Origin of the sequence: Archangium sp. Cb G35 (assembly GCF_001896145.1) — a bacterium.
In the GTDB taxonomy this organism is placed as follows: domain Bacteria; phylum Myxococcota; class Myxococcia; order Myxococcales; family Myxococcaceae; genus Archangium; species Archangium violaceum.
Window position 1 is genome coordinate 222,804 of record NZ_MPOI01000015.1, and the last position, 14,844, is coordinate 237,647.

17 protein-coding genes are annotated in these 14,844 nt (G+C 66.7%); 6 read left to right on the forward strand and 11 right to left on the reverse strand.

The annotated features are described in order from the left end of the window. Nucleotides 1-11 precede the first annotated feature (11 nt). From BO221_RS39770 to BO221_RS39795, 6 genes are all read right to left on the reverse strand, one after another. Nucleotides 12-536 carry a glycine cleavage system protein R gene (locus tag BO221_RS39770; protein ID WP_158079996.1) on the reverse strand — a complete coding sequence of 175 codons (525 nt, stop codon included), beginning with the start codon at nt 534-536 and terminating at the stop codon, nt 12-14. Nucleotides 537-631: 95 nt separating this feature from the next. Further along, nucleotides 632-1,123: a VOC family protein gene (locus tag BO221_RS39775; RefSeq protein WP_073566139.1), complete on the reverse strand. Its 492-nt coding sequence runs from the start codon at nt 1,121-1,123 to the stop codon at nt 632-634. Between the two features lie 188 nt (nt 1,124-1,311). Beyond that, entirely contained in the window at nt 1,312-2,562 is a 1,251-nt protein-coding gene (locus tag BO221_RS39780; RefSeq protein ID WP_143195955.1) for a hypothetical protein, read from the reverse strand. 173 nt (nt 2,563-2,735) lie between these two features. Beyond that, nucleotides 2,736-4,064 carry an amidohydrolase family protein gene (locus BO221_RS39785; protein WP_083682148.1) on the reverse strand — a complete coding sequence of 443 codons (1,329 nt, stop codon included), beginning with the start codon at nt 4,062-4,064 and terminating at the stop codon, nt 2,736-2,738. 44 nt (nt 4,065-4,108) lie between these two features. Then, the gene (locus tag BO221_RS39790) at nt 4,109-4,720 is read right to left on the reverse strand and encodes a hypothetical protein (RefSeq protein WP_073566141.1); all 612 of its coding nucleotides are present in this window, start codon (nt 4,718-4,720) and stop codon (nt 4,109-4,111) included. A 62-nt stretch (nt 4,721-4,782) separates the two neighbouring features. Then, nucleotides 4,783-5,439 (reverse strand): hydrolase, encoded by a 657-nt coding sequence (locus tag BO221_RS39795; RefSeq protein ID WP_073566142.1) that lies wholly within the window; start codon nt 5,437-5,439, stop codon nt 4,783-4,785. 113 nt (nt 5,440-5,552) lie between these two features. Here BO221_RS39795 and BO221_RS39800 point away from each other — a divergent pair, with 113 nt between their 5' ends. The 3 genes from BO221_RS39800 (at nt 5,553) to BO221_RS39810 (ending at nt 9,474) form a co-directional block, all read left to right on the forward strand. Continuing rightward, nucleotides 5,553-6,500 (forward strand): LysR family transcriptional regulator, encoded by a 948-nt coding sequence (locus BO221_RS39800; protein ID WP_073566143.1) that lies wholly within the window; start codon nt 5,553-5,555, stop codon nt 6,498-6,500. A gap of 190 nt (nt 6,501-6,690) precedes the next feature. After that, complete coding sequence (locus tag BO221_RS39805) at nt 6,691-7,692, forward strand: phosphatase PAP2 family protein (protein ID WP_143195956.1); 1,002 nt, start codon at nt 6,691-6,693, stop codon at nt 7,690-7,692. Between the two features lie 186 nt (nt 7,693-7,878). Beyond that, on the forward strand, nt 7,879-9,474 hold the full coding sequence (locus BO221_RS39810) for a DUF3943 domain-containing protein (protein ID WP_073566145.1): 1,596 nt from the start codon (nt 7,879-7,881) through the stop codon (nt 9,472-9,474). Here the strand turns inward: BO221_RS39810 and BO221_RS39815 are convergent, their stop codons facing one another. After that, nucleotides 9,475-10,389 carry an endonuclease/exonuclease/phosphatase family protein gene (locus BO221_RS39815; protein ID WP_073566283.1) on the reverse strand — a complete coding sequence of 305 codons (915 nt, stop codon included), beginning with the start codon at nt 10,387-10,389 and terminating at the stop codon, nt 9,475-9,477. A gap of 190 nt (nt 10,390-10,579) precedes the next feature. On the opposite strand from BO221_RS39815, the gene BO221_RS39820 reads away from it, so the two are divergent. The 3 genes from BO221_RS39820 to BO221_RS39830 all read left to right on the forward strand — a co-directional run bounded on the left by BO221_RS39820 (nt 10,580) and on the right by BO221_RS39830 (nt 11,767). Beyond that, nucleotides 10,580-10,981, forward strand: a complete 402-nt coding sequence (locus BO221_RS39820; protein ID WP_158079997.1) for a DUF1963 domain-containing protein — start codon at nt 10,580-10,582, stop codon at nt 10,979-10,981. 63 nt (nt 10,982-11,044) lie between these two features. Then, on the forward strand, nt 11,045-11,392 hold the full coding sequence (locus BO221_RS39825; protein WP_073566147.1) for a hypothetical protein: 348 nt from the start codon (nt 11,045-11,047) through the stop codon (nt 11,390-11,392). A 141-nt stretch (nt 11,393-11,533) separates the two neighbouring features. Beyond that, nucleotides 11,534-11,767 (forward strand): hypothetical protein, encoded by a 234-nt coding sequence (locus BO221_RS39830; RefSeq protein WP_143195957.1) that lies wholly within the window; start codon nt 11,534-11,536, stop codon nt 11,765-11,767. A gap of 118 nt (nt 11,768-11,885) precedes the next feature. Here BO221_RS39830 and BO221_RS39835 read toward each other — a convergent pair whose 3' ends face one another. The 4 genes from BO221_RS39835 to BO221_RS39850 form a co-directional block, all read right to left on the reverse strand. Beyond that, the gene (locus BO221_RS39835; RefSeq protein ID WP_143195958.1) at nt 11,886-12,275 is read right to left on the reverse strand and encodes a hypothetical protein; all 390 of its coding nucleotides are present in this window, start codon (nt 12,273-12,275) and stop codon (nt 11,886-11,888) included. A gap of 143 nt (nt 12,276-12,418) precedes the next feature. Then, complete coding sequence (locus BO221_RS39840; RefSeq protein WP_158079998.1) at nt 12,419-12,760, reverse strand: hypothetical protein; 342 nt, start codon at nt 12,758-12,760, stop codon at nt 12,419-12,421. Between the two features lie 258 nt (nt 12,761-13,018). Continuing rightward, entirely contained in the window at nt 13,019-14,092 is a 1,074-nt protein-coding gene (gene amrS, locus BO221_RS39845) for an AmmeMemoRadiSam system radical SAM enzyme (RefSeq protein WP_073566151.1), read from the reverse strand. A gap of 153 nt (nt 14,093-14,245) precedes the next feature. After that, on the reverse strand, nt 14,246-14,713 hold the full coding sequence (locus tag BO221_RS39850) for a ferritin-like domain-containing protein (protein ID WP_198956281.1): 468 nt from the start codon (nt 14,711-14,713) through the stop codon (nt 14,246-14,248). Nucleotides 14,714-14,844: the final 131 nt, after the last annotated feature.

The window sequence follows — 14,844 nt, forward strand, 5'->3', positions numbered from 1 at the left end:
GACGCCTTGCTTCAGATGGTGTCGAGATCGATGTCGCAGCCGATCTTCTCACCGAGCGTCGCCAACTCCTCACGCATCTTGCGGACGCTCGTGCCTGACGGAAGGGTGACCACGCCCTCGAGCACGAAGAGTGGCGTCCCCGCGAAGGGCGCCGACTCGATCCGCGTCTCCAGCTCCTCGACATTGACGGAGTGCTGGCGCAGGAGCGCGGTCACGCGGGCGGCGATGCCAGGCTGATCGTTGCTGTAGACCTTGAGCCGGTAGGGAACTCCGCCGGGAGCACGGGTGGTGGCGGTGTCCGCCTCATACATCTCGAGGCGGAGCCCCATCCGGGTGCCGTCGCCCTCGAGCTTGCGCCGGAGCGAGGTGAGCGACTCGGGGGAGCCCTCGATGAGGGCCAGCAGGGCGAAGTGGCCGCGCAGATTGACCATGCGGCTGTCGGCGAGGCTGGCGCCAACGTCATACACATGCTGGGTGAGATCGGCGACGAGCCCGGGGCGATCGGGACCGACCGCGGTGACGATGAGCTGAGGCATGGCCGGGACCATAACAGCCCGGCTCGGGGCGCGAACGTGCATTCCGCGCGACGTGGGCTCGTCGACAGTCTGGCTCGCGGAGCGGCCCTCCCGCCTCAGGCGCGCCAGGCCTTCTCGAGCGCCGCGATGTCGATCTTGACCATCTTCATGAGCTCGTCGGAGACCCGCTTCGACCGGGCCGCATCCTTGACGAGCATCATCTCGTCCAGGCTCGCGGGGACGATCTGCCACCTCAGACCGAACCGGTCGATGAGCCAGCCGCAAGCCTGCGCCTTGCCGCCTCCCTCCAGCAGGGCGTTCCAATAACGGTCCAGCTCGGCCTGATCATCGCACTGCACGACGATCGAGATGGCGTCATTGAACTCGTGATGGGGCCCGGCGGTGATTGCCTGGAAGCGCTGGCCCAGGAGCGTGAAGTCCACGACCTTCACGGAGCCTGGCGGACCGCTCGGTGAGTCGCTGTGCAGTGGCGTCACCTGGTCGACGCGCGAGTCCGGGAAGATGGAGGCGTAGAACCTCGCTGCCTCCTCCGCCTCTTTCGCATACCAGAGGTGCGTGAAAATCTTCGACTTGCCCTTCGACGCCATGGCCGTGCCTCCTTTGGGGTGCCTCTCGCTATCAGCGAGCATCCCTTGCCGTGAGCGCAGCGGCGTGGGCGAGTCCCCAGGGCGTCCGGCAACCGACAATCGCCCGGGCCTGATGAACGGACGCGTCGCCCTCGAGGGCGGACAGGGCTGCCTCCCTGAACCCAGATTCTGGGCGGCTCCAGAGGCCTTCAGCAGCCGTACTGATCGAGGGTGACCTTGCCCTCCACCAGGCCACCGTTGCCGTCGAAGACGTGGATGACGAACTCGGGGCTGACCCACAGGCCCGAGTTGGCTGGAGTGCCCCAGCCTGTGTTGTCCACGTCCTCCGTCTGTGATCCGATGCGCATCTGCTGGCCGGAGGCGAGCTGCAGCCACACCGGAGCCTGCGTGCTCGTGAGCCTCCGTCGCGTGCATGCGCCGGTACTGCAGGCCCAGGCCTCCGGCTTTCCCTTCTGGAAGAGATAGACCGCCCCCGCGATGTTGAGCTCGACGAAGCGGCCCGGCGGGGTGAAGACCCGAAGCTCGTGCACCGGCGAGGGGAGTTGGGCGACGTACCGGGCCAGCTCGGCGCTCGAAAACGTGGCGTCCTGATTGCTCTCGAGCGGCGCGGAGACGAAGACGTGGGCATTGAACACCGAGACCTCTCCCCGGAGCTGCGGGCAGGGCCCGAGCTCGATGCGGGTTCGCGCCGTCTCGAGGATATCCTCCGCCGTCACCACCCGTGGCTGCACGAGGTAGCCCGTGCCAAGCATGCCGGGCCTGTAATGGGAGAAGCGGAGCGTGGTCAGCTCCAGCGCTCGCGCACGGAGCCGGGCCTCGGCGGCCCGCACCTTGGGCGAGTTTTGCGCCGCGTTGTCATGGCTCTCGACGAGTGGCTCGAGCTTGTTGCCCACGAGCTGGGCGAGGATGGACACCCGCCCCTGGAAGCAGACGCCAATCACCGTGGGTGGTGGCTCTTCCATGCGCTTCGCTTGCGCCAGCCACTCCTTGTTCCCCGACTGCTGGGCGAGTGTGCGCATCCGCTCCTTGTCGATCTCCGAGCCCCGGAGTGCCATGAGGCGCTCGAGCCACATCCACTGCTCCTGGGGAGTGCGAGCGGAGGCGAGCTGGTCCTCCAGCATCTTCTCGGTCTGACGCTTACCGAGCATGTCGGCCCGGACAAAGCCCTTCAGCGCATCCCTGTCGGAGGTGATGACCTCCTGGTTGTTGACCTGGACTTCGACGAAGCCCTCCGCCGTGGGCGCTCCAACGACCCACACGGGATGGTTGATGGGCAGCCGGGTGAGGATGCTCGCGTCCGCCGATGCCGAAGCCCGCACCCGCAGTACGTCCGGCTGGACGTAGGCTTCGTACCCCTCGAACTCACTGGCCGAAGCGGCCAGCGTCCGCGCGCTCAGTACCAGGACAAGCAGTGCGTACCCACGGGGAGACATTCTCATGAGGAATCACCTTTCCGCGCAGCAGGTGTGCAACTGCCATGCCCCCTCCAGAGGCCGGTCTGGGCGGGTCCACCCCTGACGGGCCGTGGTCGCCGTGCATCAGTTGTGGCACCACGGCCTCGTCCGGCATGCGGCGGGGGTGAGTCTGCCCCGGCGTCACCGGGGCAAGCCCGTCATGGAGAGCCCGGAGGAGTGAGCTTCCCCTGCGCGGGCAGTTCGTTGAGGACGACCTCTCCCCCCTTCATGACGAAGCGCACGCGCTGAAGTTCCGTGACGTCGCCCAGTGGGTCTCCCGAGACGGCGATGAGGTCGCCGTACCGGCCCTTCTCCAGCGAGCCGACATGCTCCTGGAGGCCGAGCAGCTCCGCGGCCCGCGAGGTGGCCGCCCGGATGGCCTCGAGGGGCGGGAGCCCGGCACGCTGGAGCGCGGCGATCTCCAGCGCGTTGCGTCCGTGGTCCCTGGGAGAGCTCGCATCGAAGCCGGTGGCGATCTTCACTCCCAACGCGTGGGCCTGCTTCACCACCCCCCGAACGGTCTGGAGCTTCGACTGGAGGCGGCTCCGCGCTCCGTCGTTGGGCGCCCGCTCCACGAGGGCCTCCAGGATGCCCACCGTTGGCACGAGCCAGGCCTTCTTCTTCTTGAGCAACTCGAGCGCGGGGCGATCCGCCTCGTGCCCGTGCTCGATGGAGTCCGCACCGGCCTCCAGTGCATTGCGGATGCCCTCGCTCGAGGTGGCGTGGACGGCGACCTTGCGGCGGGCCTTGTGCGCCTCGTCGATGATGACGCGGAGCTCCTCGACGGTGAGGGTGGGGCGGTGCCAGTCGGCGTAGACCTTGAGGAGGTCCGCGCCATGGCCGATCTGCTCCCGTGCGGCGCGGCGTGCTTCCTCGACACCGCTGATCATCTGCGCGCCCGTGGGGAAGTCCTTCAGGTCGGAGGAGATTCCGAACGGGTGGTAGCTGCCCACGGCGGCGATGCCCCGGGTCGCCACCAGCATGCGCGGGCCCTCGACGAGCCCCTGGCGGATGGCGTTGCGCAGGTCCACGTCCGCGTAGCCGGTCCCCTCGTTCTCCACGTCACGCACGGTGGTGTAGCCGGCACGCAGCGTGGCCCGGGCATTGGCCGCGCCCTCCAGGGTGCGGAAGGCCTGGGACTTGGTGAGCAGGTCCTTCTCGTACTCATCACCGGTGGGCGAATCGGACCAGCGCGCCATCAGGTGGGTGTGGCTGTCGATCAATCCGGGAAGCACCGTGGCGCCGCCGAGGTCGACGACCTCCGCTTCGGCGGGCACCGGCAGGCCCGGGCCCATCGCGGAGATGCGGCCATTCTCGATGAGGATGACGGGATTCGAGACATACGCGCCCCCCTGCACGTCGAGCATCCGCGCGGCTCGGACGACGACGAGCCTGGGTGGAGTGCTCGGAGCACCCTGCTGGGCGCTCGCGCTCGCGCCCAGGACGAGCGCGAGCAGTGACGACAACCTGGTGACGATGGAACGCACGACCCCTCCTGCATCCGGTGGATTCGAAAGGGGCGCAGCGTACGTCAACCGTTCAGCAGTGCTTCCTTCTTCAACAGCTTCTTCGCGAGCGCGGGGTAGGACCACCCGCCCTCTTCATCCACGAGTCCCTTCGTGAGCAGCTTGCTCAGCCCGGGACGGATTTCACTGGAGTGGCCGGCGAGGTGATGGTCCGCGCGCACCGTCCCGATGGCGTCCGCGCGGTCATCCGCCACGACGAGTCTGGCGGACAGCGTGTCGGCGTAGGTGGAGTAGTCATTGTAGTAGGTCCACGCGACGCCCTCGAGCGTGAAACCTCCGAGGACGACGACCTCGCCGTGGAAGAGGAGGTTGTCCGCCTCGAGTGAGCCGCCGACGAAGAGCAGGGAGTAGTCGAAGCCCTCGTGGATGATGTTGCCCTCCACCACCAGGTCGCCCGCCACGAGCAGGCGCCCCTGGTCCTCGATGACGAGGTTGCCCTCCACCACCAGGCCGCCGTCGAAGTGCAGGTCCTCTCCTTCGGAAACCTTCAGGTCCCCGGCCACCTGCTTCACGGTGTTGGACGGTGTCAGCTTCGCCTTGAGCGCGGCCCGCTGGGAGGCCGAGCCGGCGTGGCCGTGAAGCGAGGACTCCCGCAGCAACTCTTCGAAGAGCTCCATGCGCCCAGGCTAGAAGTCCGCTGGGACGATGGCGAGGAGATTGTCGCCGGGCCGCCGTGCCTTCACTTGGGAGGGGGCGTGTTGAGCAGCTGCTGCTCCCACGTGAAGCTGGTGCCAACGGCGCCCATGTGGTCGACGAGCAGCCGGGCGACGCCAGCCTCGGTGCTGGTCCGGGCCCAGTCGCGCTGGAGCTCGGCGGAGAAGACCGTCCAGGTGAGGGGAACCGCGCCGGCCTGGATCATCCGCTGAATCGCCATCTCGTGCGCTTCGACGGTGACGCCGCCGGAGGCGTCGGTGACGATGTAGACCTCGTAGCCTTCTCCGAGCGCGTGAATCGCCGGGAACGCCAGGCAGATCTCCGTCCACAGCGCGGCCATGACGATCTTCTTCTTGCCGGTCTTCTTCACCCACTCGATGACGCGGGGGTCCTGCCAGGTGTTGATGAACGTGCGGTTGATGGGCTTCTGCTCGGGGAAGACGTCCTGCAGCTGCTTGATGATGTAGCCGCCGCGCTCCTCGACCACCGTGGTCAGCAGCGTCGGGACGCCGAACAGCTTCGCGGTCCTGGCCAGGCCCACGGTGTTGTTGATGATGGTCTGGGTGTCGTGGCTGCGCAGGCCGGCGAACTGGAAGGGCTGATGGTCGATGAGGATCAGCGCGCAGTTGTCGGGCGTGAGCAGCGCATCGAGTCCGGCTTTCGGGTTGTGGGGGGTGGTCATGTCGGTCTCCAGGGACAGCGGGGGAATTGGCCGCTGGAGGCGAAGATGGAGGCACGGCTCCTCTTGCAGTAGAGGGCACTCCGCTGAAGCACTTTCAACAGGATGTTCAAGGCATGGATTCGCTCATCACCCTGGAGTCGTTCGTGCGCAGCGCGCAGTCGGCGAGCTTCTCCGCGGCGGCGCGCCGGTTGGGACTGACGCCCGCGGCCGTCAGTCAGAATGTCGCGCGGCTCGAGGCCCGCCTGGGCGTGCGCCTGTTCCAGCGCAGCACCCGGGGACTGACGCTGACCGAGCCGGGGGAGCGCTTCCTGCGCGAGGTCAGTGGCGGCCTCGATACGCTCCAGGCAGCCATGGCCAACGTGACGCTTGCCGCGGAACGGCCGTCAGGGGTGCTGAAGGTCAGCATGGCTGTCGTTTTCGGGCTCGGCTACCTCCTGCCGATGATGCAGGAGTTCCTCGAGCGCTATCCCGACATCGTGCCGGACTGGCACTTCGACAACCGGCCAGTGGACCTCATCAACGAGGGCTTCGACGCGGCGATTGGCGGCGGCTTCGACCTCCCCTCGGGGCTGGCCGCGCGGGAACTCTCGCGGGTGCACGTGATCCCGGTGGCCTCGCCGTCCTACCTGGCGCGAATCACACCGCCCAGGGAGCCCGCGGATCTCCAGCACCACGAAGGTATCCTGTTGCGCTCACCGCAGACGGGGCGCATCCGCTCCTGGCCGCTGCGCAACCGCGCGGGCGAGCAGGTGGCCATCGACATGAGGCCGCGCATGATTGTCAATGATCCCGAGGCCGTCTGTCACGGCGCCGTGTTGGGCCTGGGCATCGCCTTCGTCGGGATGATGTATGCGGTGCCGCACCTGCGCAGTGGCGCGCTGGTGCGGCTGCTGCCGGACTGGTACGCGGACATCGGCCCGGTTTCGCTCTACTACGCCGGGCACCGGCAGCTCTCCGCGAAGACCCGCGTGTTCGTGGACTACATCGTGAGCGAGTTCAAACGCCAGGACCTGGCCAGGATGTTCGACGCGAGTGGCGCCGCTGCCAGCCGGGCACGCTGAAGAGTGCTCCGATGCGGGCACGTGCCAGGGCGCGTGTTGACAGCCCACCATGCCGCTCATATGAAACGGCGAGCCTGGAGCTCAACGAATGTTGAGCCAGGGGGGCCGGTTCACGTGACGGATCCTTACGCGGTGTGATGCTCGGAGTTCCCGGGCGGGTGCCGCGGTCCAAGCTTCAGAGGTATTCACGGTGAGTGCTTCACGACGAAGGCAGTCCCGGCTCGCCGGGTATGTGGCGGCCCTGCTCCTGATGTCGGCGCGCATGGCGCATGCGCAACCCACGCCGGAGGAGCCCCGTGCCGCCTCGACGCAGGCGCCGGACGACGCAAGGGCCAGCGGTCCCGGTGGAGCCCCGCTTCCCTTCCTCCCGGAGGAGCCGGGCGACAGGCTGAGACCCGGGCTCTTCCTCGGTGACGAATTCCGCTATGGGAACATGATGCTTCCCCTGCGAGTGCTCTCCGACCTCGCCGCCATTCCGGCGGGCATGGCGCTCTGGGAGCCTCACGATTGGGGCGCCTTCTCCCTGGTGACGCTGGCGACGGGCGCGTTGATGCTTCCGCTCGGCCATCCGCTCGATGCGCACATCCAGAACGCCATCCACCGCGCGCTCGGGCCGGAGCACTTCAAGATCTGGACGCCGGTGGGAGACGCGATCATCCACACGGCGCTCTGGGCCCCGCTGGTGGGTTTTCTCGCCTGGGGTCTGGCGAATGATGACCGGGGGCCCGTGCAGCTGTTCTCGCTGACCGTGGAAGCCTTCGCGGTGACGCAGGCCTTCCATCTCACCTTCAAGCTGCTGCTGGGCCGCGAGGGTCCGATGGATGGCCAGGGGCTCGGCCGCATCTTCGGGCCCTCCAGGTCGCTCGACCTCTTCCCGGCCGGAACGCCCTCGGGGCACGTGTCCAGCCTCTACGCGATGATGGGCGTGGTGACGGCCTGGCTGGACAACATGCCGCTGACGCTGGCGCTGCATGCCTTCGGGCTGCTCTTCGCCGCCACCATCGTCATGGACGACTACCACTTCCTCTCCGATGTCATCTGGGGCGGAGCCATGGGGTACGCCATCGGCCAATGGGTGGTGAAGCACCGCGCCTCGAAGGGTGGGGTGTCTGCGAAGGGTGGACCCTTGTTCATGGTGATGCCGATGGTGACGCCTCGGGGTGGGGGAGTGTCGGCCGGCTTCCGCTTCTGAGAAGCGACCGCGCGCACCGCATGTGCGCGCCTCACTCAGTCTGCGGGTGTTGATGGGCGCGGCTTATCGCGTGACGCCCCGTTCACCCGCCCGCCACGCGCAAAAGCGCCCCCTCCTTCCTGGCGTGGTCTATAGGTCCGGCCAGACCAACCCGAACACAGCACCGCGTCCAGAAGTGGGAGGGACATGTTGTTCGCTCTGATTCTCATCGCTGTCGCTACAGCGCCAGCCTCGTTCAACGCGCCGACAGCAGCGGACATCGCGGTTTCCTTCGATGCGGGGGGACCCCAGGGTGCTGGCGAAGCGAATGTGGGCCAGTCCGCGGAGACTTCGCCCGCGCCGGCGTCCGATGGAGGCACGCGTCCCGAATCGAGCTCGTCGCAGGTGCCGCCGGAAGCGGTCTCTTCCGCGAACACGGATGCGCCCGTCGATACATCGGCCCCCCGGAAGACCGTTGCCAGCTACCTGATTCCTTCCGTTGAAGTCCTCGCGATCTATGGCGGATTCGTCGCGTTCAACAGGATCGCCTTTCATGACGAGGAGTGGACGCACGTCACGCCCGGCAGCATTCGCGACAATCTCGACGGCCCCTGGGTCATCGACGACGACAACTTCGAGATCAACCAGCTCGGGCATCCCTACCAAGGGTCCCTGTACTTCTCGGCCGCGCGGTCGAGCGGACTCTCGTTCTGGGAGTCATTCCTGTACGTGGCCGCTGGCAGTCTGCTCTGGGAAGTCGGGGGAGAAGCCGAGCCGCCCTCCCTCAACGATCAGATCACCACGAGCTTCGCCGGAGCTCTTTTTGGCGAAGCCTTGTTCCGGGTATGGAACGACCTGATCGGGCATGGAGGTGAGAAGAACAGCATCCTGCGCCACATCGCCGCGGCGCCGTTGTCCCCAGTCGCGAGCTTCAACTACTACGTGTTCAAGCAGCGCGCCCGATTGGCCGAGTCCAATCTCTTCTATCGAACCTGGGTCGGGTCGAGCTACGGCGGCAGCATCCGCGACCAGACCGGTGAGCGCACGGAGCTCCTCGGTTTTGGTCAGCAGCTCAGCCTGGGCGTCAGTCTGACCCAGGGCTTTCCGGGAACGTCCGGCGACCTCGACTACGGCCCGTTCGATCATTACGACCTGCGATTCGAGCTCTCCCTGCCGAGGACCCCCTACATCGGGTTCTTCCTGCGTGGGCTGCTGTTCGGAAAGGCCTTTCAACCCAAGCCCTGGGCGCATGGTCTCATCGGCCTTTTTGGAAGCTACGACTACAGCACGCTCCCTCTCTTGAGGGTCTCGACCAGTGCGGTGGGGCCGGGGTTGGCGATGGACGTGGACATGGGCGCGGGAGTGACGCTTCAGGGCACGGTGTTGGCGGCTCCCATCTTCTTCGGGGGAGCAGGCGCCATCACGGCCACGAGCGGAGAGCGGGACTTCCGTGCCGGAGGCGGTGCTCAGGGCCTTCTCGAGTTGCGACTGCTGCTCCGGGACTCGGGTTCCATCAACGCCGGTGCCCGCAACTACTTCATTCGAGGGTTTAGAGGTGAGCCCGGCACGGAGCTCATCTCGTATGGCTGGGTGGGGAGCGAATTGCGAATCTTCGGCGGCCATGTCCTGGGCGTGGAAGTCCAATGGTCGACTCGCGCCGCATCGGATCCCACCCTGGGCAACCTCAGCCATGCCGGCTCGCTGTTCCGCCTGTACTACGGCTTCGTGAGCGACGCATTTTCAGGCGCGGCGAGCAGGCCCGGCGGCGGACTTCGTCAGATTTCCCGGCCGCGGCTCGAGTGACTACGGGCCGCTGGCGGGAACCGTCTCCGGCGGGCGCTCCATCAGCTGGGGGGTGGGCGCCTTCGCGGGCTCGAGCAGCGTGAGGTCCGCCACCAGCGGGTAGTGGTCGGACGCATTCACATGCAGCACCTCGCTGCTCTTCGGCATGAAGCGTTCACACGCCAGCACGTAGTCGATGCGCATGCCGGGGATGAGCGGCAGCGGATAGGTGACCGCGGGCCCCTTCCCCCGCAGGTCGAACGCGTCCGTGAGCGCGTGCCTGAAGAGCCGTAGCGAGCCCGCGTCGGGCGTGTCGTTCATGTCCCCCATCAGCAGCTTGGGCCGGGGATCCGCCGCCATCAGCCTCATGATGGCCGCGCTCTGACGCACGCGGATGCCACCGGTGAAGGGGCGCTGGGTGAGGTGGGTGACGTAGACGCTCACGTCCTGCCCGTTCACCTTCATGAGGACGCGGGCCACGGTGCGCGGCTCGGTGCCTGGCAACACCGGCAGCGGGTGCTGCTCCACGGACTCCAACGGGTAGCGCGACAGGAGTGCCACGCCGTAGTCACCGCCGAAGAGCCGGGTGGTGCGGAAGTGGGCGTAGTACTTCAGGCCCGTGCGCCGGGCCAGCTCGGCGGGTTGATGCAGCCCGCGGGCGCGCCATGAGCCGACATCCACTTCCTGGAGCGCGACAATGTCGGGCGAGGCGGAGCGGATGACCTCGGCCACCTTGTCCAGACCGCGAATGGCCGACTGGATGTTGAAGGTCATCACCCGCAGGTCGCCCTCGGTCCGCTCGGACACGGGATCCGTCAGGGCCCCGGAGTCCGAGAGCGTCACCGGCGCCGGGTCAGCGCGCAGGGACGACGAGGAGGAGGCACACGCAACCGAGGTCGCGAGGAACAGGCCGGCGAGAAGTCGGTCGATTCGCATGAAGAGCACGGATGATGCCAGCAATCCGAGCCACCGTCTTCCCGCCCCCCTTGGGCTCAGCTCGTCCCGCGTTTCGAGCCTTTTGACCTGGGAGGGCCTGCGCGTCATCGGCGGTGGCCTGGTCATCCACCAGCTGAGCGGGCGGCACACGAGCCCCTCTCCCTTTCGGAAACGCGATAAGACGCGGGCGATGAGACCGTCCCTCGAGCTGCCCACGGAGCTGCGCCAGTTGCTTCGCTCGCGGTCCGCGGAACTCCTGGCCGACGTCGAGCGCTTCCTCGCCGATGCACCACGGAGATGCACGTACATCCGGTCGGAACGTGCCGCCCGTGCGCCACTCCGTCGTTCCTGGTTGGGCCGCCTGCTCGCCGGAGACGCCGCGAAACCGGTGCTCGCGCCCGTCGATAGCAAGTTTGGCGGCGTTCCGTACGTCGAGGAGGCGGACCTGACCTGGGAACCCTACGCGTTCCTTGGGCAGATCAACTTCGCCCAGGTCGAGGACCCGCCTCCGGGGATGCCGCGTCGCGGGCTCTTCGCGCTCGACTTCGCAGAGGCCGGGGCGGGTAGCTTCCGCGTGCGCTGGTATCCATAGCCTTCCGCGGAGCGCTCCCGGGCCGGTGCGGTGCCACCATGTGTCGGCCCCTGGGAGACGCGGATGGTGTTCTCTCCCGGGTGGTCGCTCCCGGGCTGGGAGGCGTGGCACGCGCCGCTTCCCGCCGGTGACGAGGAACTCCGGAGTGAGTGGGACGACTGGACGCCGAAGGGCTTCCTCGAGGACGAGAGCGACGAGTGCCACCGACTCTTCGGCCACCGCTGCTCGGGGCTCGACGGACTCGAGCCTCCACCCGGGCGCGGCGGCGCCCTCGACGAGTACGTGCAACTCTTGAAGCTCACCTTCGACCACCCCGCCGGCTTCGGTTGGGGATCGAACTGGGTCTACGTGCTAATCCACGAGGCGGACCTCGCGGAGAACCGGCTCGACCGTGCCGTCGTGACGCTCTGACGGGGGCAGGCCCCTCACTCGAACTGCGCGACGACGGGTGTGTCCAAAGGGGGCCAGGAACTGAAGAATCAAGGGATTCTCGTGACTGGTATTGGGATGGGTGCTCGCGGTGACCTCAGGGACGATTACGAGTCGTTTCGGATGTCAGTGAAAGTCGCCCACTGGAAGGATGCCGACGCAGCCATCGCCACCGTGGATCAGGTGCTTCAAAAGCTGGGTATTGGCCACCACTTTGGGGTGAGCTTGCTTGGAATAAATGGTTGCTATGTAGCGGAGCAGGAGGGAGACGAGGTGTCGGAGCGACTCGAGTACCAGGGCAAGTGCTACCTGCCCTCGTTCAGTGCCAAGCCACCGCCCTCGTCGCTCGGGCAGTGATGGGCGCGGGGCCGCTTGATTCTGGCCCTGGTTTCGCTCGTCCTCCCGCCCCCCGCGAGTCTCGGCCGTGCATTCCGAGAAGGTGTCAAACACCTCATCCTGCCTTGCTCAGGAATTGTCAGGCCGAGGCGCCAATGCGTGACGCGAACAGGCGGAACTTCTGGCTGTGACCCTCACGCCGACACCAGTCCTCGATGACGTTCAGGTCCACCTCATTGGCTCGTGCGTGGAAGACGGCGAGCGCCTGTTCCAGGCCGCTGAAGTCGTTCCAGAAGAGAAAGGACGCGAGTCGGTCACGGCATGAGTCGGTGGGCGACAGGACGTATAACACCTCGTCGTCTCGACGGACGGTGCTCCAGCTCTTGATGAAGTCGTCACCCACTGCCAGTGGCCCGTTCGGAAACTCCAAAATGAAGTGCGAGCTTGGGTGACGGTAGAAGTCTCCCTTTCTGGTGAATCCGAGCGCAGCCAGCGCCGCTTCGCCTCCCGTTCCCTTGAGGGTGATCACGAAGTCGAGGTCTCCTGATTGATACGCCTCTGGCGCATAGTAGGTCGCCGCGCTTCCGCCAGTGAGCACCGCGTGGAAGCCCTGGCGATCCAGTGCTGTGCACACGGCGAAGGCAATGTCCGTGAGCGACGACGTGGGCCCGATCACAAGAGCCCCGGCTTGCCAGCGCGGCGGGGACGACGCCGTCGCGCGGCGAGCCTGGCCTGAAGGTCCATGTCGTGCTCTCCGAGCTTCCAAAGCAGCGCGCTGAGTTCGACGTGCGCGAAGTATCGAGGGTTCAGGGAGACAGTACGAGTTCGCCCCATCAACCGACTGACGATGATCGCTTCCCGTTCGAGCGACGCCAGAATGGATTGGACGGCGTAGGGGCGTACGCCGAGCAGAGCCGCCAACTCGCTGGGATAGGATTCTTCGAGCAGACGGATGGCCACGAGCACCGCCGTCTTGGTCGAAGTTCCAAAGAGCCGAGAACCTTCTTCAAGCACGAAGCGAATTTACCAATATTCTTGGCGATTTTGCCAGTGTTCTTGGTGATTTTGCCAAAAATTTTGGCAGTGATGCCAATTATCTTGGTTATGCGACGCTGACGACTGACTCGGACTGAGTCGGGCTGCTACGCAGGACGTTCGCGCTGAACGTGTTCGCTTGCTTGAGGTGTGGAGGCAGGCGGAGTGTGGCGTACGTGAAGGACGCGAGACGGGGGCGAGCGAGTCTGGAGTACCAGGGATTGCAGTGGAATGGCGCTACATCACCGCGACGGGGCGCCGGCGGCGGCCGAAGTCTCCCGGCTTCGCGTCGAAGTGGCCCGGAATCTTCGCTCCGCAGTCCGGGCACCCGCCTTCCTCCGTCAGCCGGTACGTGAGGATGTCGTGCCAGTCCCGCACGATGAGCTCCCCGCCGCAGTCCGGGCACAGCGTCGTCTCGCCCTCCGAGTTGTGCGTGTTCCCCGTGTACACGTACCGCAGCCCCGCCTTGCGCGCGATGTCCCGTGCCCTCCTCAGTGTCTCCGGTGGCGTCTCCGGAATGTCCCGCAGCTTGTAGTCCGGGTGGAACGCCGTGAAGAACAACGGCACGTCCGGGCCCAGGTGCTTCAACAGCCACTCGCTCATCGCCCCCACTTCCGCGTCCGAGTCGTTCTTCCCCGGAATCAGCAGCGTGGTGATCTCCAGCCACGTCTTCGTCTCGTGCCGCAGGTACTCGAGCGTCTCCAGCACCGGTTTCAGGTGCGCCGCCGTGAGCTTGAAGTAGAAGTCCTCCGTGAACGCCTTCAGGTCCACGTTCGCCGCGTCCATCTTCGCGTAGAACTCGCGGCGCGGCTCGGCGTGCATGTACCCCGCTGTCACCGCCACCGTCTGGATGCCTCGCGCATGGCACGCGTCCGCCACGTCCATGGCGTACTCGGCGAAGATGACCGGGTCGTTGTACGTGAAGGCCACGCTCCGGCAGCCGTACTGCTCCGCCGCCCGGGCAATCCCCTCGGGGCTCGCCATGTCGGTGAGCCGGTCCATCTCGCGCGACTTCGAGATGTCCCAGTTCTGGCAGAAGCGGCACGCCAGGTTGCACCCCGCCGTCCCGAACGACAGCACGCTGCTGCCCGGGTGGAAGTGCGCCAGCGGCTTCTTCTCGATGGGGTCCACACAGAACCCCGACGAGCGCCCATACGTCGTCAGCACCATCCGGTCCCCCGTGCGCTGGCGCACGAAGCACATGCCCCGCTGGCCCTCGTGCAGCTTGCAGTCGCGCGGGCACAGGTCGCATTGGATGCGCCCGTCCTCCAGCGCATGCCACCAGCGCGCGGGATATTCGCTCTCTCGCATGTCTCCCTCCCCGTGGGGCGGGGATCTCCCGCCTCCCAACAGATGGGGAAACACGCGAGGGAGCGTGCAACCGTCCCGGTTACCGTTTCATCCCGGGGGCCGGGACGCCGGGCGGCCAGGTGTCCACCGTGGCCGCCCGCGTGCTCCGTGTGGCTACGGCTGTACCGGCGTCTGCTCCCACATGCGGGTGCGCAGCGCGTTCTCGATGAACGCCAGGTGCCGTTGCTCGTCCGAGTAGTTGCGCTCGATGATGGCGCGCGCCTCGTCTCCCCATTCCACCTCCAGCGCCGCCTGGTAGGTGCGGTTGGTGAGCATCTCGTTGCCCCGCATCGCCTGGAGCGCGGCCTCGTTGCCCATCATCGACGTCACCGCCGTGAATCCCTTGAGGATGAAGCCCTTCACGTCCGGCTTCGTCCTCGGCGTGCCGCCCAGGCTCACCACCACCCGCGTCAGGTCTTGGATATGGCGTACATGGTCCTGCTGGAATTCCCGCAGGCTCATGCGCAGCGACTCCACGTCGATGCGGTTGATCGCCGCCTCGTACGCCCCCACCGCGTCGATATCGAGTGCGATCAGGTCGTTGAGCCGATCCAGCATCTTGTTCAGATCCATCGCCGCCATGCCGTCCTCCTCCTGTGTGACGCGGGAACTCCCACGCCGCGCAAAGCTGGGCAGGCGGGGGGGGCGTCTCAAGAGGCCCTGACGGACAATTCCCTACTTCATGGACGCGCGGCCGCCCGGCGAGCGGGCAG